The organism is Caballeronia sp. LZ043 (assembly GCF_031451075.1).
In the GTDB taxonomy this organism is placed as follows: domain Bacteria; phylum Pseudomonadota; class Gammaproteobacteria; order Burkholderiales; family Burkholderiaceae; genus Caballeronia.
Window position 1 is genome coordinate 1 of the sequence record NZ_JARUXT010000015.1, and the last position, 20,246, is coordinate 20,246.

Annotated in this window: 24 protein-coding genes; all 24 read right to left on the bottom strand. The window is 62.7% G+C overall.

Annotated features, from left to right (window positions below; translation table 11 throughout):
• Positions 1–54: 54 nt before the first annotated feature.
• Positions 55–636 (bottom strand): hypothetical protein, encoded by a 582-nt coding sequence (locus tag QCE64_RS35655; RefSeq protein WP_310008997.1) that lies wholly within the window; start codon positions 634–636, stop codon positions 55–57.
• A complete protein-coding gene (locus tag QCE64_RS35660; RefSeq protein WP_309933178.1) occupies positions 581–913 on the bottom strand; it encodes a hypothetical protein in 333 nt (110 codons plus the stop codon). Before QCE64_RS35660 ends, QCE64_RS35655 begins: the two co-directional genes overlap by 56 nt.
• Positions 914–997: 84 nt before the next feature.
• Positions 998–1,312 (bottom strand): hypothetical protein, encoded by a 315-nt coding sequence (locus QCE64_RS35665; protein ID WP_310008999.1) that lies wholly within the window; start codon positions 1,310–1,312, stop codon positions 998–1,000.
• Positions 1,313–1,319: 7 nt separating this feature from the next.
• Positions 1,320–2,078, bottom strand: coding sequence for a hypothetical protein (locus QCE64_RS35670; protein ID WP_310009001.1), 759 nt, complete (start codon positions 2,076–2,078; stop codon positions 1,320–1,322).
• A gap of 313 nt (positions 2,079–2,391) precedes the next feature.
• On the bottom strand, positions 2,392–5,745 hold the full coding sequence (locus QCE64_RS35675; RefSeq protein ID WP_310009003.1) for a host specificity protein J: 3,354 nt from the start codon (positions 5,743–5,745) through the stop codon (positions 2,392–2,394).
• On the bottom strand, positions 5,742–6,305 hold the full coding sequence (locus QCE64_RS35680) for a tail assembly protein (protein ID WP_310009005.1): 564 nt from the start codon (positions 6,303–6,305) through the stop codon (positions 5,742–5,744). Before QCE64_RS35680 ends, QCE64_RS35675 begins: the two co-directional genes overlap by 4 nt.
• A complete protein-coding gene (locus QCE64_RS35685; protein ID WP_310009007.1) occupies positions 6,302–7,054 on the bottom strand; it encodes a C40 family peptidase in 753 nt (250 codons plus the stop codon). Before QCE64_RS35685 ends, QCE64_RS35680 begins: the two co-directional genes overlap by 4 nt.
• Positions 7,054–7,734 (bottom strand): phage minor tail protein L, encoded by a 681-nt coding sequence (locus tag QCE64_RS35690; RefSeq protein WP_310009009.1) that lies wholly within the window; start codon positions 7,732–7,734, stop codon positions 7,054–7,056. Before QCE64_RS35690 ends, QCE64_RS35685 begins: the two co-directional genes overlap by 1 nt.
• A complete protein-coding gene (locus QCE64_RS35695; protein ID WP_310009011.1) occupies positions 7,731–8,876 on the bottom strand; it encodes a tail fiber domain-containing protein in 1,146 nt (381 codons plus the stop codon). The genes QCE64_RS35690 and QCE64_RS35695 overlap by 4 nt, the downstream gene beginning before the upstream one ends.
• A 6-nt stretch (positions 8,877–8,882) precedes the next feature.
• Entirely contained in the window at positions 8,883–9,224 is a 342-nt protein-coding gene (locus QCE64_RS35700) for a phage tail protein (protein WP_310009013.1), read from the bottom strand.
• Positions 9,225–9,755 carry an HNH endonuclease gene (locus QCE64_RS38035; RefSeq protein ID WP_404987926.1) on the bottom strand — a complete coding sequence of 177 codons (531 nt, stop codon included), beginning with the start codon at positions 9,753–9,755 and terminating at the stop codon, positions 9,225–9,227.
• Positions 9,742–12,369, bottom strand: a complete 2,628-nt coding sequence (locus QCE64_RS35705) for a phage tail tape measure protein (protein ID WP_310009015.1) — start codon at positions 12,367–12,369, stop codon at positions 9,742–9,744. The genes QCE64_RS38035 and QCE64_RS35705 overlap by 14 nt, the downstream gene beginning before the upstream one ends.
• 97 nt (positions 12,370–12,466) lie before the next feature.
• Positions 12,467–12,901, bottom strand: coding sequence for an HK97-gp10 family putative phage morphogenesis protein (locus QCE64_RS35710; protein ID WP_310009017.1), 435 nt, complete (start codon positions 12,899–12,901; stop codon positions 12,467–12,469).
• On the bottom strand, positions 12,885–13,220 hold the full coding sequence (locus QCE64_RS35715) for a DUF4035 domain-containing protein (RefSeq protein WP_310009019.1): 336 nt from the start codon (positions 13,218–13,220) through the stop codon (positions 12,885–12,887). The genes QCE64_RS35710 and QCE64_RS35715 overlap by 17 nt, the downstream gene beginning before the upstream one ends.
• Positions 13,221–13,234: 14 nt before the next feature.
• Positions 13,235–13,606 (bottom strand): hypothetical protein, encoded by a 372-nt coding sequence (locus QCE64_RS35720; protein WP_309933163.1) that lies wholly within the window; start codon positions 13,604–13,606, stop codon positions 13,235–13,237.
• Positions 13,607–13,619: 13 nt separating this feature from the next.
• Positions 13,620–14,048: a phage tail tube protein gene (locus QCE64_RS35725; RefSeq protein WP_309933161.1), complete on the bottom strand. Its 429-nt coding sequence runs from the start codon at positions 14,046–14,048 to the stop codon at positions 13,620–13,622.
• A 4-nt stretch (positions 14,049–14,052) separates the two neighbouring features.
• A complete protein-coding gene (locus tag QCE64_RS35730) occupies positions 14,053–14,406 on the bottom strand; it encodes a DUF3168 domain-containing protein (protein WP_310009021.1) in 354 nt (117 codons plus the stop codon).
• Positions 14,399–14,725 (bottom strand): phage head closure protein, encoded by a 327-nt coding sequence (locus tag QCE64_RS35735; protein WP_310009023.1) that lies wholly within the window; start codon positions 14,723–14,725, stop codon positions 14,399–14,401. The genes QCE64_RS35730 and QCE64_RS35735 overlap by 8 nt, the downstream gene beginning before the upstream one ends.
• Positions 14,725–15,087, bottom strand: coding sequence for a head-tail connector protein (locus QCE64_RS35740; protein WP_310009026.1), 363 nt, complete (start codon positions 15,085–15,087; stop codon positions 14,725–14,727). Before QCE64_RS35740 ends, QCE64_RS35735 begins: the two co-directional genes overlap by 1 nt.
• Positions 15,088–15,285, bottom strand: a complete 198-nt coding sequence (locus tag QCE64_RS35745; RefSeq protein WP_310009028.1) for a hypothetical protein — start codon at positions 15,283–15,285, stop codon at positions 15,088–15,090.
• Between the two features lie 58 nt (positions 15,286–15,343).
• Positions 15,344–16,579, bottom strand: a complete 1,236-nt coding sequence (locus QCE64_RS35750) for a phage major capsid protein (RefSeq protein ID WP_310009030.1) — start codon at positions 16,577–16,579, stop codon at positions 15,344–15,346.
• A gap of 8 nt (positions 16,580–16,587) precedes the next feature.
• Entirely contained in the window at positions 16,588–17,286 is a 699-nt protein-coding gene (locus tag QCE64_RS35755; protein ID WP_310009032.1) for an HK97 family phage prohead protease, read from the bottom strand.
• Positions 17,283–18,575, bottom strand: a complete 1,293-nt coding sequence (locus QCE64_RS35760; protein WP_310009034.1) for a phage portal protein — start codon at positions 18,573–18,575, stop codon at positions 17,283–17,285. The genes QCE64_RS35755 and QCE64_RS35760 overlap by 4 nt, the downstream gene beginning before the upstream one ends.
• Entirely contained in the window at positions 18,572–20,245 is a 1,674-nt protein-coding gene (locus QCE64_RS35765; protein ID WP_310009036.1) for a terminase large subunit, read from the bottom strand. The genes QCE64_RS35760 and QCE64_RS35765 overlap by 4 nt, the downstream gene beginning before the upstream one ends.
• Between the last annotated feature and the right edge of the window lies 1 nt (position 20,246).

Below are 20,246 nucleotides of genomic sequence, written 5' to 3' on the forward strand. Positions count from 1 at the left end.
CAGAAATGAAAAGCCCGGCGCGCGGCCGGGCTGGTGATGAGATCGGTGACACGGTCAGCGGCGGTTTCCCGCCCACGGCTGCGGCGGCAGCGCCGGCTGCACGGCGGTGTCCAGCTTCTTGTCGACCGCCTTCGCGGTGCTCGCGGCCTCGACGGCTTTCGCGGTAGCAACCGTGACCTTCTGCTCGACGGCCTCGGTCTTCTGTGCCGCAACCGTGGCGGCCGCAGCGGCCTGTCGGGCCTGCTTGATCAGCGCCGCCTGCCGCGCGTCAGTCAGCTTCGCGCGGTCGCCGAGGAAGCGCAGCGTGTAGGCGACGACCTCGTGCGTGTCTTCCATCTGCGCGCGGATGTCGCTCAGCGCCTGGGTCGCCTGCTGATTCATCCCTTCGAGCCCGGCAACCTTGGCAGTGAACTCGCGCTCGCATGCCCTGCGTTCGTCCGCGCGAACGGTCGGAAACCGACTGATCAGCACAGCCCGCTCGTCCGCATCCGCGCGTGACTGCCATTGCGCGCCCGCGAAGCCGGCGACGAGCACCAGCAGGCAAACGGCAATGAGCAGTTTGCTCGCGCGCCACCACTGACTAAGATTTGGCAATTTCGCTCTCCAATTCAGCGATTCGATCCTCGAGCGCGGCACTGCGCCGCTTCTCCTGGTCGAGCTCGTTCTCCGCGATGCGCCGGAGCTTCCGCTCGGCTTCGACTTCCACATCGCGCTCGTCGAGCTTCTTCTCCAGCGAATCGATGCGCTCCGTCAGACGCGCGATTTCGTCCCTCATGTTTTTGAGGGCGAGCGCCTCTGACTGATCGATCTGAATGTCTTTGCGGCGGCTCCGCACCTCCTGCCAGATCCACCGGAACGCCAGCGCGCCAAGCGCGCCCATTCCCGTGTTCTGTGACCATTCAGGCAAAGACATGTCGTTCCTCGTACTCACGCCGGTCGTCCGGGCATAAAAAAAGCCGCCCTGGCCAGAGGGCGGCTGTTCGTTCGGGCGCTGCGCTTACTCGACGATCGCCCCGCCTGCGAAGGCGTAGCGGTTCGCGTAGGGCGGCGTCGGCGCGTCCGTCGGCTGCGGCTCGATCAGCAACCCTTCGACGTAGGCCTTCGGATCCGCGTCGGTTGCAGGAAGGCCATCGAGCACGATCTGCTGCGCGTAGATCGGCGACTTGCCTGCGTCCTTCGCTTCCTTCGACACGAAAGAAGCAACCGTCGCGGTGCAGTTCGATGTGACGAAGTCCAGCGTCAGTTGCTGCACGACGTGATACTCAGCCGCGGCCCATGTGCTTGGCGTCGTGTAGTTCAGTGCGATTGGCATACGTGCCTCACAGGTAGGAAATGTCGACCGCCATATAGCTCCAGCTCAGAGCCTCGCGGAATCCGACGTAGTTGTTGTTGTTCCGGTTGTCGCCGAACCCGGTCATGTTCGCGTTGATGGCGTTGCCGAACGTCCGGAACGTCGAGAGGATGATCCCTGCATTGGATGCGCCGCCTGCCGATCCGCCCTCGGCGAAAGCGGGCTGAATGCACGCGATGCCCACGCGTTCGACGACGGAAAACGTGTTCGTGCCTTGGTCGGTTGCCCACGTGCCGCTGTCCGTTGTGTAGCCCGTCGACCCATACGCATACTTGGGATTTCCCTGCCCAAACCCTACTGGCTTCGCGAAGGCCGCCGCGGCGTCAGCGACGAGCACACCGGCCGCGTTGAATACCTGAAGCCCGAAACGGTTCGCCGTAACACTGAAATCGTTTTGATCGAATACGTAGATGGTGACCGGAACCGCAGCATCCCCCACGACCGTTACCGTGAAATTATTTCCGGATTGGCTCCAGACGTGAGGACAGATGTGTGCGGCATTACATTCAAATACCACCAGCGGACTGATTGCATAAAAAGAGAATGTCGTCGTTGGTCCATTCGATTGGTAACGCTGACCGTTCGCCACCGAATACACCGGAATCGGACCACTAGCCATCGTCTGTGTGATCTTCTGCCGAAGCTGAAAATTCGGCAGGCCACTGTCGCTGTCGATCTGAATGGTGTTCGTACCATCGGCCGCGAAACATTGGAACCCGGCCGGCATTACTTCACTCCGTAGAACATGGAGCCTACGATCCTGTAATTGTGGATTCCGAATCCCGGCGAGTACGTCCAACTGATCGTAGTGCCTCCACGCCCAGGGATCGAAAATATGGGCCGACTCACATCCATGTCGACGAAATTCCAGAGGTTCGTTGGCTGAAATGCGACGAAAACATCTCCCTGTGCAAGCAAAGGGTGGGATACCTGATTGGAGCTGCCGTCGATCGTCGCGACCCCCACGATACGAGCGAGCCGCGTGGTTAGATCCACGACGAGCCGGCCTTGGGCATCCCAGATTTGAAGTCCTGCTGCCATTACCAGAGCCCCAATCGGACGCGCAGCGTGCCGTTACCGTCGTAGACGAGAAGCGTTGAGTCGTTGATCGTGAGCCAGCCGGACCCCGCGTTCGCGCCGTTCATTGTCAGTGAGCCATTCTTGTTGAGAACCCAGCGGGGCTGTCCATTCGCGCCCACCGCCGTCGACTGGATGACGTCGCCGATCATTGCGTTCTGAATCCAGCCGGTGCCGATGAATGCCTGGCTGATGAAGACCTGCCCGCCTTGAATCACGAACGGCGCGCTGACCGCCGCCCCATTCGGATCGAGCACCGCAAAGCGGCTGGCGGAAACCAGCACCTGTGATTCAACGGTGCCGCTCGTGTTGTCGACGCCCACGCCGATGCCGGCTATATACGTTCGCCCAAACGCGGTGATCTGCGTCTTGATCTGGTACGAGGCCGCAACGCGACCATTGATGTCCGCGTACGAGTTCGATGCCGTTTGCGCGAGCGCTTGCGCCCCGTTGGCTGTCGCTTGCACGGTCGTGATCTGCGACGCCTGCGCGCTGTCGGCATCGACCCGCGCTTGCGTTTCCGTCTGGATGGCGGCGATCAACTGCGTGTTACCCGACGTGATCTGCGCCGTCACCGTCTCGACGTTCTTTGCGAGCGCAAGGTCAGCCTCGGCGCGCGCGCTTTGCTCGGACCACACCCCGGCGTAGATCTGCGTCGATCCAGCGTAGTCACCCGTACTACCTGCCAGCGGCGGCAATAGCACCTGTGCGCTTACAACGTCGAGCCGCTGGGACAGCGCGCTGTCTGCGTCCGATCGGGTCTGCGACTCTTGCGTGATCGCCGCCGCTGTTTCCTGCACCGTCTGCTGAAGATCGGGAATCGCCTCGATGTCGGACAGGAGGTCCTGCGCAAGCTGCGTGGCCGTGATCTGTCCGGTCAGATACGACAGGATTTCGTCCGCGTCACTGCTGCTCTGGCCGTTCACGCCCTGCGTCGAATTCGGATACCACGGCCCGATATTGCCCGTGGTGTCGATCAGTCTGGCCCAGAAGAAGAACGACTGGCCAGCAGCGAGGCCCATATAGACGAACTGGGACTGCGGATATGGCAACAGGGAGAGCCGGGTCGCGGTGCTGCGGTCGTTCGTTTTGCTGTACCAGAGCTCCGTATATGCCGCGTCTCCTGCCGAACCGTCGGAAGGGAATGCCCAATCGATCTGGACAGCAAAGACCAGCGTCGAGGTCGTGAGCGACACCAGCGCCGGCGGCGGGCTCGTCTTGCCAGTCAGCTGGGTGTCGACGCCGTACGCCGGGATCGACGTCACGCCCATGGCGTTCTGCGCGCGCACGCGGGCGAGATAGGTGCCCTGATAGATGCCGCTCACCTCGACCTGCAGGCCGCCGGTCTGGTTCGCGGAGACCCAGTCGCCATTGTCCTTGCGCCACTCTGCAAGATAGTTGACTGCCTTGTCTGCCGCATCCCAGGCGATGACCATGACCGTCTTCGAGATGCCCTGGTCGATTACCGAATAGGTCGACAGGCGCACGTTCGACGGCGGCGGCTGCACCGACGGCGGGATGACGGTGATCGGCCGTACCTGAATTGCGGCGCCGTTGTCGATTGCTGCGTACTTGCCGGGCTCGTACTGCGTCGCGTTGATCGTGTAGGTGATCTGGCCGTCGTCGTCCGATTCCTGCACGCTCACGATACGGAACAACTGTGACGCAAGATCGGCGCTCTCCACCATCCAGATTGCGCCCGCCGTCGGCGCCGTCGTGAAGACGTCGGAAACAGTGACGGCATCGCCTGCCACGCTCTGCACGGTCCGCTTCTGCGCCAGCCCGGTCGGCAGAATGACGGTCAGCGTGTCACCGGCCGCGAGCGTAGGCGCTTTGTCGAGCGTCACGACGCGCCCGGCAGCCGCGCGGATCCGTCCGCCGGTGCGCCGCCCTGCCTTCGCAGGGTCGGCCACCGCGATGATCGTGCCCGGCGGGCACAGCGTGCCGTCGAGGCCGACTTCGAAAGAGACCGTGTTCGTCTCGTACCGGCTCGTGAGAAGCGTCCACAGCCCGAGCCGGTGCGCCTGCCCCTGCGACGTCGTGCCGAACGCCGTAATTTCGGCCTTCATCACGCCGTAGCGCGCCATGCCGTCCTCGTCGGGCACGTACTCGACCGCCTGCTGATAGCTGTTCGCCGGGTCGTTCCAGCTGATCAGCGCGGTCGTATAGCGCGTCTTGCGCGCCGATCCGACGTACTCGAAATGTCCAGCAACAACGTTCGCCGCGGTGTACACATACTCAGGATCCTGCGGCATGTCGGCATTCGCGACGACCTGTCCCGGTCCCCAATAGGCAATGCCGCGGAATACCGTCGCGAGATCCTGCAGGACTTTGTAGGCGTCCGCCTGCGACTGGATCACTGCATTGCACGTGAAGCGCGGCTCGGTGCCACCCTTGCCGTCCGACACCATGACGTCGCAGTACTGCCCGATCTGATACAGGTTCCACTTGTCGATCATGGACGCATCGACAAGCTTGCCGAGACCGTATCGGTCGTTCAACACCAGGTCGTAGAAAATCCACGCGGGATTGTCTGTCCATGCCGTCTTGAACGTACCGTCCCATGTGCCCGTGTAACCGCGCGTGACTGGGTCGTAGTTCGAGGGCACGCGAATGATCAATCCCTTCACGTCATATGACCGTGTGGGGACCGAGCTAAACGACTGCGCGTCGAAAGATATTCCGACCAGCGCGGTCATTGGGTAACGCAGTTTGCGGTCAATGATCTCGGTGATAGCCTCGATTGTGACCGTGTCCGCGATCAGCGAGCTGTGCGCATTGGCCGTCAGGCGCCGAACACGGATAAGCCATCCGGTTGTGGCGGCCGGCAGTTCGATGCGGATGCTGCGCTCGTACAGCGAAGTGGCCTTGCCATCGAAAGCGCCCGTGAGGACCTGCTGGTATGCACCGCCGTCCGTCGCGACGTCGATCGCATACTCAATGCGGTAGCCGGTGACGTCTCCCGTTTCGGAGTTCTGCTTTTGCAGGGCCGGGACAGACATCCGGATTCGCGCGGCGTTGACCTGCGTGTCCGTGAGCTGCCGGGTCCATGCTACATCGCTCGTCAGCGGGAGAGAGATCGCCGTCTCGCGCTCGACAGACGGAAAGCCCGCGATGAACGTCTGGTCCTGCGTGCCGAGGCGATAGTCGACAGTGCAGTTCTGGAAGTTGAGACTGCCGTCCGAATTCTGCAGCGGCGTGTCGTCCAGAAAGACAGATGCCAGGCCGGCGGCAAGCCCTTCGATCGGCCCCTCGGAGATGATGTCGAGGATGTTCGCGTATGCGATCGAATGCAGACTGTCCTTGTCCTCGGTCACTTCTCATCCTCAGCATAAATCCCGGAACTGGCGACTTTCGAGCCGACGCGGATGCGCCCATACACGATCGGCACAGGCTCACCCTGCGCCGCACTGTTCACCGGCCCGTTGAAGTAGTAGGACGTGCCGTTGTCGCCGCTCGTGCTAGCTAGGCCGGAGACCTGCGGGCTCAGCATCTGCATGACACCGCCGAGCGCCATCGAAGCACCCAATCCAATGAGAGTCGGACTCTCGACGAAGACGCCAACGACGGCGATAGCCGCACCGAGAATGGTCTGGAAGATCCCGCCATGCTTGCTGCCGATCAGGATCGGCGCAATCCGGATGTCTTCGTCACCGACTGGGTGACGAAGCTCGTCCTCGGCGAGGTTGCGTCGCCCGTTGAAGACAGCGAACGTCAGGCCGCTGTCTTTCGCATTGAGCAGAAACGACTTGAACCCAGGCACGAGCACACTGAGTGCGCGCACGGCCTCAGCAGTCGACGAAACCGCGAGTCGATGCACACGCCCGAACTTAGAGAGCGGGCCGTACAGGCGAATGGTTCTCAGCTTCTCGGTCATGCCGCTTCTCCCTTGTAGCGAAGCACCGTGCGCAGCGCGTGCGCCCACATGCCGCCCCATACCGTGCGGCCCGATAGGCGCCCATGCATGTGGTGCAGCATCACGCCGCCGCCGAGATACACGCCCGCGTGGTTCGGCACATCGTTCTTGCTGCGGATCTGCATCAGCAACACGTCGCCCGGCTGGAGGTCGGCGTCCTGCCCGACGTCGACGAAGCCCGCCTCGGCGAAGTGATCCATGTAGAGGCTCGACGCGCCGTCCTCCCACCAGCGATCCGCCCGCTCGAAGTCCGGGAGGTCGATGCCGCGCTCGAGCCGGTACCAGTCGCGCACGATGCTGTAGCAGTCGAGCGTTCCGTGCGCCCACTCGCGGCCGATGAGCGGCGCGACGTAGCCGCTCGGACCGAACTCGCACCAGCCTTCGACGGCGATGGTTCCGTCAAGCTGGACGCCCACCGACACGATTACCCACGTGTTGACGCCGCTCTTCTCGGCCATCGCCTTGTCGGCCATGCTCGGCCGGGCCGTCGCGCCCGGATGCGAATGCACGACCGCGGCGATAGGACCCATGTCCTCGGCCAGCGCATAGTCTTCGGGCGACATCACGAAGTGCTCGCCGGGCGCGGCCGAAAGGTTGCGGCACGGGACGTAGCGCTCGATCCCGTCGTGCAGCACGACGAGCCCGCACGACTCGCGCGGGTATTCCGCGAGCGCGTGATCCGCGATCGCTTTCTTCGTCTCTTCGTTCATCAGGAAAGGGTGTCGCTGAGAAAGCCGCCGAAACTGAGCGGCTCGTTGACGCCGAAGCGGCATTCACAGCCGCTGATCCGTTTGCTGCATCGGTCAAGCGCGGGGTCGCTCACCGGCTGATCGTTCGCATCGAAGTACGCCGAGCCCGTGTAACCGCAGTTGGCATCGCGGTATTGCCACTGGCAGATCGTGACGATCTGACGCGCCGGCAACTGCTGGCCGCCAAAGTCGAGCGCGCTGGACAGCGTGAACTCGACCTGCACGTTCGTCTCGCTGCTCTTCTGCTCGATGTACCAAAGCTCGGTGGCCATCTCCTCGGTCGGGTCCGCCGTCGGGTTGCCGCCCGGAAAATTGACCGCGTCCAGATACTTGCTGAGCGTGCGCCGCCGGCGCACCTTGGCGCCGACCAGGTCGGCCAGATACACGCACAGCGCCGAGATCGTGCCGTCGACGTTCGCGACCGTCAGCTTCGGCTCGGGTTGCTGCGCGTCAGACGTGTGTTCGAAGCCTGTCGCCTGAATCGGCCACGGCTTGTATTCGTTCCCCTGCCAGAAGATCGACGCGGTTTGCAGATGCCCTTGGAACCGCAGCAGGTCGCCCCCGATCGCCGTGCAGTCGACTTCGAACAATTCGACCAGGCGCCCCGGTTCGATCTGCTGGATGTCGGCGACGATCGTCATGCGAGCCGCGCCTCGAGTTCCTCAACCTTCGCGGACAGCTCTTTGATTGCAGCCAAGCACACCGGCACCAATTCTGAATACGCAACGCCCAAATACCCGCCGGAGCTTTCTGATACGGCCTCAGGACAGTGTTTCTGGACGTCTTGTGCGATGACGCCGATATACACGCGTGAGTCGTTTGTTTCGCCCAGCGCTTCGGCGTGATCGTCGTCGGCCTTCCACGTGTAGCGGACGGTTCGAATGTCCTTCACCGCGGCAATAGCATCCTCGATATTGCCGCGGATGTTTTTCAGGCGCTCGTCGGACTGACTGGCCCATGCGGTGGCACCGTCCGAAATGTAGCAACCCGTGAGCCCTTGATTGAAAACGACGATGTTGTTCGCCGAGTTTGGGCCGATGAGCCAGAACTTGCCCGCGGCAGTCGAGGAATTTCGCAGCGCGAGTTGATAATTGTTGCTCGTTGCATTCAGTGACCCGGTACCGCTATAGATCACAGGGCCGCCAGCAGCCAACGCGCCGCCAACCAAGGTCCCGTTGACCGTGACTCCCCCGGTGTAAGAAGCAGAAACCCCAAAGAACACGCCAGTCGCATCGATAGACGCTTGCGCCGAGCTGCCGAAGAACGCCGCGCCTTTTGCGCTGAACGATCCAGACACCGATGCAGCACCCGTCACGGACAATGTGCCGCCAATTGTTTCATTGCCGATAACGGTTTCATTATCGGTGTTCGGCCTGCCACGCAGGAGACAGCCGATAGCATGTGTGCCATCCGAGTCGAGCAGCGCCGACTCGCCTCCGTATAGCTTCGTGAGTGCAAGCGTGTCGCCTGATCCCGTGGCGATCGCTAGGGTCACCAGCGTCGTGCCCACGTTGCGCAGATGCACGACGCCGTCGAGCCCCATCGTCGCCGCTGAGGGAACGTTGATCGTTCCGGCCGCCGCCAAGTTGATGTTGACGCGCTTCCCTACATGCGCCGCGGTCAGCGCCTGGGCGGTCGTGATGGTGGCCGCCGCGCTGGTCAGCGCTACCTGCGCGTTCAGCACGTCGACGTTCGCGTTGGCCTTCGTGTTTGCGCCGCGCACGGTGTCGCCGTCAACCGCCGTCGGTGGAGTGCCGAGGTTGACTTTCTGGAGAGTAGCCATCGAATTTTAGGGTGCGAAGGTTTGATCGAACGTCGCGGTGATCGTGTAGACGGCGCCGTCACGCGTCGGCTCGGAGAAGGATTCGCAGGTGAACAGCCCGGGCGCCGTCCAGAGCAGCGGCGTCCACAGAAACGCAGTTGCGCCCGCGTGCGCGCGCAGGAACGCGAGGATCGCGCTGATCGTCGCCGCGTCGTTGACGAATTGCAGGCTGAAGCTCGACGACGCGTTGTTCAGGCCATCAGCGACACGCTGGGTGTAGCCATCCGAAAATTGGGCTTTCCGAACCTTGAGGGTCGTCGTTCCGGACGAACTGGCTACCGTAGGCTTCCACGCGAATGTGTCAGGCATTTAGGCCGCCCGCGCGTATTCACCGTGAAGCCGCACTCGCGCTGCAGCTACTGCCGCTGCTGCCTCTCCCTTCGTCAGAAAGAGGCCGAGGTAGTACTTTTTTCGATCGCACCACACCTCGGCGGTCCATTTGCCAGCGCCTTTGTGCCAGGAAACCCCTTTCACGCCACTCGTGTTATTGGACCGCATTCCAGTGTTGTGCGCCTGCTGAAATGTGTCCGCGCTGCGAAGGTTCGACCACACATTGTTCGTTCGACAGAGATCAATGTGGTCCACTTGGCATTTCGGATGTAGGCCGGTCATGAACAAAACGGCGAGACGGTGAGCAAGATACCGGCGCCCAAAGAGCGTTATGCCGATATACCCCTGCGCGCTTACAGTTCCCGCAACACTGCCGACTCGGGTCCGAGCACGCGGTGACTTGATCCACGTAAAAACCCCGGAGTGCTGGTCGTAGTGCAAGTACTGCATCAACGATGCAGCATCGGGCTCTGTGAACGGAACGATGCTATTCATATCAGGCAATTCCATTTTTCATTTTCCACAAAGCACCCCCTTGGCGCCGCTCGTTCACGACGACCGCGCGCACGGCGGCTGTGATCTTCTTCTGCAGGTCGGCCGCGCCGGATGCGTTGGCGCCGGCGTCTGCGCCGCCCTGCACGGTCACGGGCGCGTCGATGTTGATGTCGCCGGCGCGAGCGCTAGGCGAGACACCGGATGCTGCGCCGACGAGGCCACCCGAAGCGAAACGCGCGACGCTGTGCACAGCCGCGCCGTTGTTCATGGCGTCAAGATTCGAGGCTCCGATGCGCCGCACTGCCGCAGCCGTCATCACGAATTCGCCGTTGCTTAGGCGCGCAGGAATGCTGTCGCTTGTGCCCGTGCCCGGGCCGGCGATGTATCCGCCGGTCGCGTGCCCATACCCCGAAATGAGGTCGTCTGGAGTGCTCGTTGCCGACGCGCCCACAGCCTCGCTTCCGGCCGCGCCGAAGAAGTTGAACGACGCAAGGATCGCCTTCGCAATGAGCGCTTCGGTTTCGAGCTTGATCAGGCTGCCGATAGCCGCCTTCACAAAGTCGCCCATGTTGAGCTTGCCGGTCGTCGCGAAATCGGCGACCGCATCGCCCAGGCTGGCGATCGAGTTCTGCGCGGTGTTATTTGCGGCCGACGCGAGGTCGTTCGTCTTGTCGATGATGTCCTGAAGACCGCCCTTCGCGCCGGCCACCCAGTTTTGACTGGCCAGATCGCTTCGATCGAAGAAACTTGTGGTTTCGTCGCGGCGGGCGTCGAATCGGCTGTTGATTGACGCCCGCTCCTCGGTATCCTGCGGCGTACCGTCGAGCCGCTCGTTGATTGCCTTCTTCTGCCAGTCGGCAAGTTCCTTCTGCCGCTCCGTTTCGATGTTCAGCAATTCGATCTGACGCTGCCGCTCTTTCGTGCCGAGCGTCATGGTGTCGAGTTGGATCTTGTGCTGCGCCGACAGCGCGTCGTTCTGGTCCTGGATCTTCGAGTTGGTCTCGTACGCCTCGGTGTTCAGCTTGTCGATGCGCGTTCTCAGGTCGATTTGCTTCTCAAGAGACGCGTTTAGGCTGTACTGAGCCAGAAGCTCGGTCTGATGCGCGAGGACACTCTGCTGCGCCTTCGTCAGCGTCCTGCCGGCGAGGCCGTCGATCTCCGCGCGCAACTCAACTTCCTTCGCCGCCCAGCCGGTCAACTTTTCCTGCCCATTGAGCGAGGCCTCAAGCGTCGCCTGTGCCTGCTTCGCCTGATCCATCAACGAGTCGGCGCGGCTTTCCTGATAGGCCTTCGGCGCGTTGTCGCCCTTCGAAAAGTTGATCTGACCAGTGGGCGCGGCGCCGTGGGAATCTCCTCCCGGAGTGGTATTCGACCAGAGCCGCGACATGAAGTCAGCGTAGCCTTGCCCCTGCTTCTTCAGGTTGTCGTAGCCGGCCTGCGCGGACGCCGCAGCCATCTTGAACTGGCCCGTCATCCCGTAAGCCACCACCGTCACCAGCGTGGCGATGACCTCCGATGTTTCCTCAAACGCCGCGACGAGCGTCGCTACAGCGCTCGCCGCGGTCTTCATGATGATCGCGACGCCAGCGTAGAAGTCGTTCAGTAGCGGCTTCATCGCGACGTTGTCGGCGAGGGCGTCCGTCAGGTTGATGATTGTGGGCAGCAGCGCGGTCTTCGCCGCGAGTGTCAACGCGTCCATCTTCGCGTGCGACAGCTCGAGCTGCTCCTGAAGCGCTGACAGCTGCGCGATCGTCTTCGCAGAGAGCACGGCGCCGACGTCGGTCGCGGTGGCTCCCAACTGTGCAAGACGCGCCGATCCTTGATCGAGCAGCGGGATCAGGTTCTTGCCCGCAGTCCCGAACAGTTCGTTGGCGACCGCGGCCTTGCTGGCACCATCCGCGCTCTTCGAGAAAGCATCTGCGACGCGCGCGAGAAGATCTTCCGGCGACGCCGATTTCAGCGTCTTCAGCGAAACGCCGACTGCCGCGAACGCGGCCGCCGCGTCCTTGTTGCCGTGCTGCGCTTCGTTTTGCGCTTTCGTCAGATCGGCGAGCGCCTCGGCTGCATCCTTCGTCTCGATACCGACCGTCTTAGCGGCGAACCCGAACTTCTGGACGTCGTCAGTGGACAGGCCCGTCTGCTTCGAGATTTTCTCGACGGTTTCACCATAGGCCGCCAGCTGCTCGCGCGCGGCGAACGTCGAATGCGCGGCGATCGCCAGCACGCCGACGAACGCGCCGACGCCGAGCACGACCGGGTTAAGCAGCATGTTGAATGCGCCCGTCGCCTCTGCCATCACCAGCAGGGAGCCGGCGAACTGCTTGTAATTGCCCTGCGACAGTTCGTGCCCGAGCACGAGCAACTCGCGCTTTGCCGCGGACGATTCCAGACTGAAGCTGTGCGTGTGCTCCGATGCCTTCGCAATCTGGTCGATGTATGGCTTGACCGAGTCCGACAAGCCGAGATTCGCGGCGCGCATTGCGAGGATCTCGGCGCGTGACTTGCCTGCCGTGGAGGCGTTCTTCAGCAGCGCATCAGTGAAAGCTTTCACCGCGCGCGCGCTGGCATCCGAGCCATTCGCAGTCGCCTCGGCGATCGCGTCCTGCGCAACGGCGGCGCGCTGCGCCATCTCCGACTGCGTGTTCATGAACGCAGTAGCGGATTTGCGAGCCTTGTCGAGCTCGGCGGTGTAGCCGGACGAGTCGGCCCCTACCTTAACGACGGTCTCATTCGCCACGCGCGGCCTCCTCAGCCTTTTTCTGAATCACTTCGATGACGGCATCGGCCGCGGCCCGCTTCGTCGCCTCGAAGGCCGGGCGAAGGAAAGGCTTCGCCGCCGAGTGCGACGTTCCGAATTCGACGAATCGCCCGTAGAAAGCATCTTTCGACCAGGTCACCAGATAAATCGCGAGGTGGCCTGCGATCGATTCCTCTTTGTCGTAGGCGATCAGGATCGATTGCTTGAGCGTACCGGGCACGTGCTGCGTGCCCTTCCGCTCGTATGGCGTGCCGACCGGCGCGCGCAGGCGTACCTCGGAATGGATGACGCGCGCGCCCGCGACCGCGGCTTGCCGCAACACCTCTTCGCTCGCGATCGTTTCAAGCCGGTCGAGATAGTCGGTGAGCGCGGTCGGATTGACGATCTCAATCTTTTTCGCCACCTGATCTCCGTTTGACCTTGAACTTCTTGCCCTTCGCTTGCTTGATGTCGATGCCGAACAGAGCCAGCGCGACGAAACGCGCCTGGTCCTTCGGATCGTCGAACAGGATTTCCTTCTTCGGCTGCTTCACCCAAGGCATGAAATCGGCAGGCTCGAACGCCTTCGTTTTCGGGTCGCGGTGGATGTTTGCTGTCGTCGCCGCCAGCATGCCCATGCGAATGTCCGCAATGCGCTCGCCGAACGGCTCAATGTTGTAGAACGCCATCCAGTCGGCGAACTCAACGCTGTCGATCTCGCGTTGCGCTCGCGCGACTGACATGCCGAGCGCGAGCGCTAGGCGGTGCCAGAAGAGTCGTTCTGGATGGCGTCTGAGTTTTTTTCCGCTTCCTGCGCCTGCGACGTTCCGAGAGCGTTGACTTTTGTGCACGCCAGACCGATTCGACGCACCGTCTCGGCGCTCATGCCGCGCAGCGTATCGAGGTCGGCAGTGGTGAACATCGGTTCGCCCTTGTCGTCGACGACCGTCGCAACGATGACCGCAGAGAAGTAGACGCTGTCGCTTGTGCCCTGCTCTTGCAGCGTCTTCTGCAGGGCGTCGCGCGCGAATCCGTCCATCACCTTGACGCGAATCTCGCCGAGTCCTTCGACGTTGACGGTTTCGACGGTCGGCTGTCCCAGCGACAGGAGTTGCTCTTTCGTCAGCATGCGCGAGCGCTCCTTAAGCCGTCGCCGGCGTGACATCGATGTCGCCGGAGATCTTGATTGCGACGGTGCCCTTCACCACGGCGTCGACGCCAGCGGTGATCGGGAACGACTTCACGTAGCCTTCGAACTCGATGGTCGTGCCATCGCTCAGCATCACCTGATACTGCGCGACCACGCCCGAGCGCTTGTCGGCGAGCAGCGCGGCGTGGCTGGCTTCCTTCATGTTGACATTGATGTCGAACGACACCGTGTCCCAGTCCTGGAGCCCTTGGCGGTACTCCTTCGCGGTGCTGTCGAAGTCGGTCACATCGATGTCGCTCGCCGAGCCGGAAAAGCCGTTCAGGTTCGACACGTTCTTGACCGCGGTCCAGACCGGCGTCTGCGTCGTGCCGGTGTTCTTCGAGATCTTCGTGCCTTGCGACGAAATTGCGGTGCTGGTCATCGTTTCACTCCTGATACCAAATTGAGAAGTCCTGCCGACTGCCGTACAGCTTCGTGTCGTCTTCGAAGACGCTCACCGGCGCGCCGATCGGCACGCCGCGAACAGGCTCGGCAGTCAGCGCAGCACGAACCTGTTGAATGATGGTTGACGCCTCGCCGCGCGTTGTCGCCCAAACGGCGACCTGCATGCGGCTGTTCTGCAGCGTGTCGGCACCGTCGAACGTGGTTTCATCCACGCCGCCGACGCCCTGATAGACGACATAGGGGCGTGCGGCGCCGTCCGGCGCGACGTCGGGATACACGCGACCGCCGGCGAGCGCCTTGATCGCCCCGAACGTGACTGATTCCGCGCTACCCAAGATTCGCCCCCGTCGTGCACGGTAGATCGACGTACTCGCGGCCCGCTAGATCCGGCAGCGGCGCGCCAATGTTGAACACGACACCGTCGACGATGGCGCGCATGCCGTTCGTGATGTCCGTCCGGTACCGAATCCGGATGCTCGCCGATGCGGTGCCGACATCGGCGTCTGACGTGAGCGTTTCCTTGCCGGTCAGCATGCGGACGTTGCCCCATACCGTGGCGACTTCTGTCCAGCCTTCGATCGGCTGCCCGATGTCGTCGAATCCGCCGCCGTTGCGCTCGATGCGCACGCGCCGGTTCAGATCGCCCGCGCGCATCAGACGCCGAGCCCCGCGCGGTACGGAAACAGCAACTGCTTCGATCCGGCGGGCAATTCCATCACGCTCGACGACGTGCCGACGACGACGTCCTCGCGATACGCATACAGCTTGCCGAGGATCAGCAAGATCGCCGCTCGCACCGCGTCGTTAATGACGATCGGATCGTCGCCGGCAGTGTCGGCGAGCACGGCCGCGGCCATGTCGTCCGTGGTTGCGTAGATCTTCCGGTCGAGATAGTCGGATGCCGACTGGACCGCAGCGCTGATATACAGCGCAATCAGATCATCCTCGACGCCGGCGTCCGCGCGCAGATGCGCGAGCGCTTGCTCGGTCGTGATGATCGGCGTCGGATCGGCCATTTACTTCGCCGCCTTCGCCTTGTTTTCCGGCTCGGGAGCCTTCTTGTTGCTCGGCGCCGGGGCAGCTTTCTGCGCGACGTCTTTCACGAGGCCCACACGCTTCAGCTCGCGCGCGCGCATCTCGGAAACCTCGATGACGTCGCCCCGCTTCACGTAGCCTTCCTGGCCTTCGAATGCCTTTTCCGCTTTCACTTTCATGTCAGCCTCCAGAGGTTGGGTACGAGGCGCGCCGCGCGCGCCCCGCGCGCAACTCCGATTACGCCGCGGCGAACGTGCCGTGCACGAACGATTCCGGACGATAGACCGCCATCGCCAGACGCTCTTCGGCGCGGATCGTCACCATGTTCTTGGTGAAGTTGTCCGCGTCCTCCGTCGACACCTCGACAGCTGCGTCTTCGCGGTCGAACACCTGCGCGGCCAGATCGAACGCGCCGACCAGGAACTCGCCTTCAGCGATGGCCGTGGTGTCCACGACCGGCAGCTTCCACATGCGTTGCTGGCCGCCGTCCTGCACGTTCACCCAGATGTACTGGCCGGTCGAGTCCTTCTGCAGCTCGATGCCTTCCCAGTCCACCGGGTTCAGCACGATGCCGGTCGCACGGTATTCGGCGAGACGGACCTGCAGGATCGCGTGGCGGAGGGTATCGATGCGCGTGTCGCCCGTCACGCGGCGATCGTCGTCGAACGCAGTCGCTTGCGGGATCAGGCCGAGGATGTTCTGGCCCGTGCCGTCGCCAGACAGCAGTTGCGCCTCTTCAACGTACTTCAGGCCATAGATCGCGCGGCCATTGATGTAGCTCTGCAGGAGCGGCACGTCGGCGAGCACCTGCTTCGACGCGCGGAACCAGTGAGCGATCGTCTTGACGGTCGTGGTCTTGAGTTCGAACGACAGATCCGACTGCGGCTTCTGCGCGCCTTCAGCCACCGGCGCCGCCGAGTTGGTGAAGCCGCTTTCCTGCACATATTCGATCGCGTTCGACGCGGTGCGGCCCGGCATGATCAGGTCGCGAACGACGAATTGGCGCAGCGCCGGCCCCTGCACGCCGGCCAGGCGATCCGGAGCGATTGCGACACCCACGCCACCTTGGCCGCTGGTCGCGCTCGTGATGTTCGAGACGGCCTTCAGGTTGATGCGCGCGGTGCCGCGGCCCTTCTGCGCGAAAGCCTTGAAGTCGTCCGATTCGGTCATCATCTCGCCGATCGACTTGACGACGTTGTCGTCGCCGCCGCCGCGCCGCGCGAGCTTCTGCTCCAGTTCGAGGATGCGGGCGTTCGCCTTGATGCCTTCTTCCGACAACTTTTCGAGTGCGGACTTCGTCTCGCCTGCGACCTTGCCGGTTTCCTTGATTTCGTTCGTGGCCTTTTCGCACCACGACTTGATTTCGGCGTCGCGCTCCTTGAGGGAGTCGAGAAGACCCTTGATTTCGAGCTTGTCGTCGGCGCTGCCGGCGTTCTTGCGTGCGAAATCGCGCGGATATTGGACTTTTTGCATGGTTTTCCTTACTTAAAGGACGGGAGTTGAGGTGCCTTGTATGCGTCGAGAAGACTCGACAAGGCCGGGGTTTCGCTGTCGTCCCCGGACTCACTCCGGAGCAGGTGCTTCAAGCCGCGGTTAGCGATGACCGCCGCCTGCGATTTCGAGAAGCCTGCCTCGCGCAGGAACCGCTCGAACTCGGAAAGGGATGGGATACCACCGTGCGCAATGACCGATTTCACGGCCTCGATGCGCGCTTCAGGGTTCGCCGGATTCGTGACGATGCTGATTTCGACGAGATCGAGCTCGTTGAGCGTTCGCTCGCCCGTTTTCTCGTTGTAGCTCGAGTTGATGACGTAGTAGCCGATCGACAGGCCGGTGATTGCCTTCGCCTTCATGCCGCGATACGCGATCTTCGCGTTCGGGGCATCGTCAAGCCACAGCTCGCCATCACCGAAGAGGCCGTAATCGTCCTCTTTCAGGCCGGACCACGAGCCGATCGGCGTGTTCGAGCTGTGCTGCCACAAAATCGGGAGCGCGCGGCCGCTCGATTTCAGTTCGGCAAGGCTCTTTTCGAACGCGCCAGGCGCGACGATCTCGCCGTAGCTGTCTACGTTGCCGAAGACCGAGCCGTAACCGGAGAAGTGACCCGCGTCATCGACCGATTTCACATCGAGTTCGAACGCCCGGACTTTGTAGCCGCCTTTTCCGCTCTTTCGATTCATTTCTGCTCCTGGCTGAGCCAATTCTTGAGTGCGTCTTGCGCAGTGGCAGCATCCGACTGCTCGCCGAGCCTGTCGATCGGCAGCAGCGCCGACTGGACAGTCAAAACGGCAGCATTCCCGCCCATCGGTGGCAGGTTCTCCTTGACGCGGCACTCGTCACGCGTCATCAGGCCGTTTTGCGTCATCGTCGAATAGAAAGCCGCCCGCCCCGCGCTGTCGGCGCGCAGCAGCCCCTCGACCGAGAACTCCGAGTAGTAGGTGCCACGCTCGCCGGGCGCGAGACAGCCCTTGTTCACTGTCTGCTCAATGCGAGTGAGCCACGGCCGAAGCGCGAACGAGAGGAAGCCGAGCACCTGCTGCTCGAGTCCGGTGCCCCAGCTGGTCGATTTCTCGCTGTGACCCACCATGAAAGGCGGGACCCGGAACCAGCGACAGATCTCTTCGACGTTGAACGCTTTCGTTTCGAGAAGTTGGACGTCGCCCGGATTCATGGTGATGGCTTGGTACTTCATGCCGGCCTCAAGCACCATCGTCTTCCCGGCCTGCATCGCGCCGCCGAACTGCTCAGTCAGGCTCGTGCGGATTTCGTTGCGCTTCTCCTTCGCAAGCACCTGATCGGTCGACAGCACGCCGGACGGACGCAAGCCATTGCGGAACACGCTGCTGCTGGTCTTGTTCGCCGCCGTTGCGTTGCCGAGCACCTCGCGCGCGTACGAAATCACCGACAGTCCCATGAACCCGTCGAGACTGAAGCCTCGGAAGTGCAGAACATCATCTTCCGAGAGCGTAGCGGTCGTGCCGTCGAGATCCTGATACGTGTATTGCAGCGCGCCGTTGCTCAGCCGCTTCACCCGCGTGCGCTGCGGCTGCATCGGCTCAAGGCCGATGATCACTCCGGCCGAGCGCAGCTTGCGCGCGTAGCCGTTTCCCCACAGCAGCATGCTCGCGACGATCACCTCCCAGAACTCGACTGCAGTGTTCTCCGCGTTCGGCTGGCTGTGAAGGATGTCGTAGAGCTGATGAGTCGTCGCGAGCGTGCGTGTCCCGTCCGCCGCCTTTTTGTAGAGGTTCATGGGCAGCGTCGCGATCGTCTCGGCAATCAACCGAACGCATGCCCACGCCGCCGAAAGCTGAAGCGCCGAATCGACGGTGACAGACTCGCCGCTCGACGAATTCATGCCGCCCCACGCCGCCCAGAATGACCCGTCTGTCAATGAAATAGGCACGCCAAGCCACCTCAGAACGCCCGATTTGAAGCGCCCTGGCGACTTTTGCTTGTCCTGTTTCATACGATGATCGGGTTCTCGAAGAAATCGTTGATGCCCGCGAGGCTCTCGGGATTGAGAGCCATCAGCGAAATCGCGTCGAATGTCGCCATCAGGGGGTCGATTTTTCCCGTCCCGGATGCCTGTTTCGTGATGTTCACGGCGTTGCCGACAGGCACGATGCGGGCATTCCCGACGCACCAGGCCATCAGGCTCTGCCCACCATGAATCAACACGCCTTCGGCGAGCTTCCGCTCCGCCGTTTTGATCGCGCCGGACAGTTTCCAGCCCTGCGAGATCCCAATGACCTTGTCCTGAGGCACTTCCGCCTCGACGAGCGCGTCGAGCACCCCGCCGATGCCGGCCGGGTCGGCGCCAACGCGGTCGAGCAACCCCACGCGCTCGATGCTCGCGACGATGTCGGCCACGTCCGTCACGTCGTCGCCGATCTGCGCAACGACTGTCAGGTCGCCGTCCTTCTCGAAGTCGTGCAGCCGCGACGCGATCTCTTTTCGGCGCTCGAACACGGACGGATGCGCCCACGCATGCGTCCAGAGCAGCCAGCGCCGCGTCTCGCGCTCGCGACCGATCACCGCGAGACCCAGCAAGTCGTCCAGGCCACCGCCGTCGATCCCCACATCGATCACTTCGCTACGCTCGATGAGCTGCTCGAGCGTGATGCGTGGCGCATGCGCGGCGGCTTCCCAGAAATCCGCGCCCGCCCAGCGATCGCTGCGCAGCGCGAGACCGATCTCGACGTTGGCGTGCTTCGCGAGGAAGCCGCGGAACGACTCTTCGCTCTCGGTTTTCGCCTTCGCGAACTCGCGATGGAGGAACGCTTCGTCGACGGAAAACCCGAGATTCGGGTTCACCATGGCCAAGTTTTCGGCCAGCAGATGCTCTTTGCGCGCCACCATCTCGGGCGGATGCTCGAAGATGACTGGCACGAAGCACTTGTCGATCACCTTGCCGTCGCGCACGTCGCGCGCATACTGCAGCTTCTGCTTGAAGACGCCCGCCGGAGGGTCGTCGGACTGCGTCGTCAGGTAGATGACGAAGCCTTCCGGGCGCGACGCCAGGCCGCCGATCGCCTCGCGCAGCATGTTTTCAGCGTTCGCCTGCTTGCCGAACAGCCACACCTCATCGACCAGTGTGCCGACGCTCTTCTTGCCGCCGACCGTGTTCGAATCGGCCGCAACGACCTTCAGCGTCGCGCCGCTCGTGCGGTGCGTGATCGTCTTGATGTGCGTCTGCACCTGGAACAGGTCGTCGAGCTCGGGCTCGTGCTTGACCATGTCGCGGCTGGGCGCGAACGAGTTGTTCGCCACCTCGATCGTCGGCGCCAAGATCGCGTATTCGGCCGACATGCGCCAGTTCAGGATCATCGCGGTCATCATGATCCCGGCCGCGAGCGTCGACTTGCTGTTCTTCTTCGGGATACACACGAACCATTCGGTGATCAGCCGCCGCCCGCTCTCCGCGTCGTATGCGCCGAAGATCGACGACACCAGGTCGAAGACCCACTGCGCGCACGACTCGCCAAACGTCGGGCTGCCCGGCGCATCGACGATCTTCAGTTCCTTGAACACTGCGAGCGCCTGCTCGGCCTGCTCCGGAAAGATCGGCGGCGGGATGATCGACCGCCCCGTCTTGAGCCTCTCAGCCCAGTCGGGACATGCCGTCGACCATTCCATC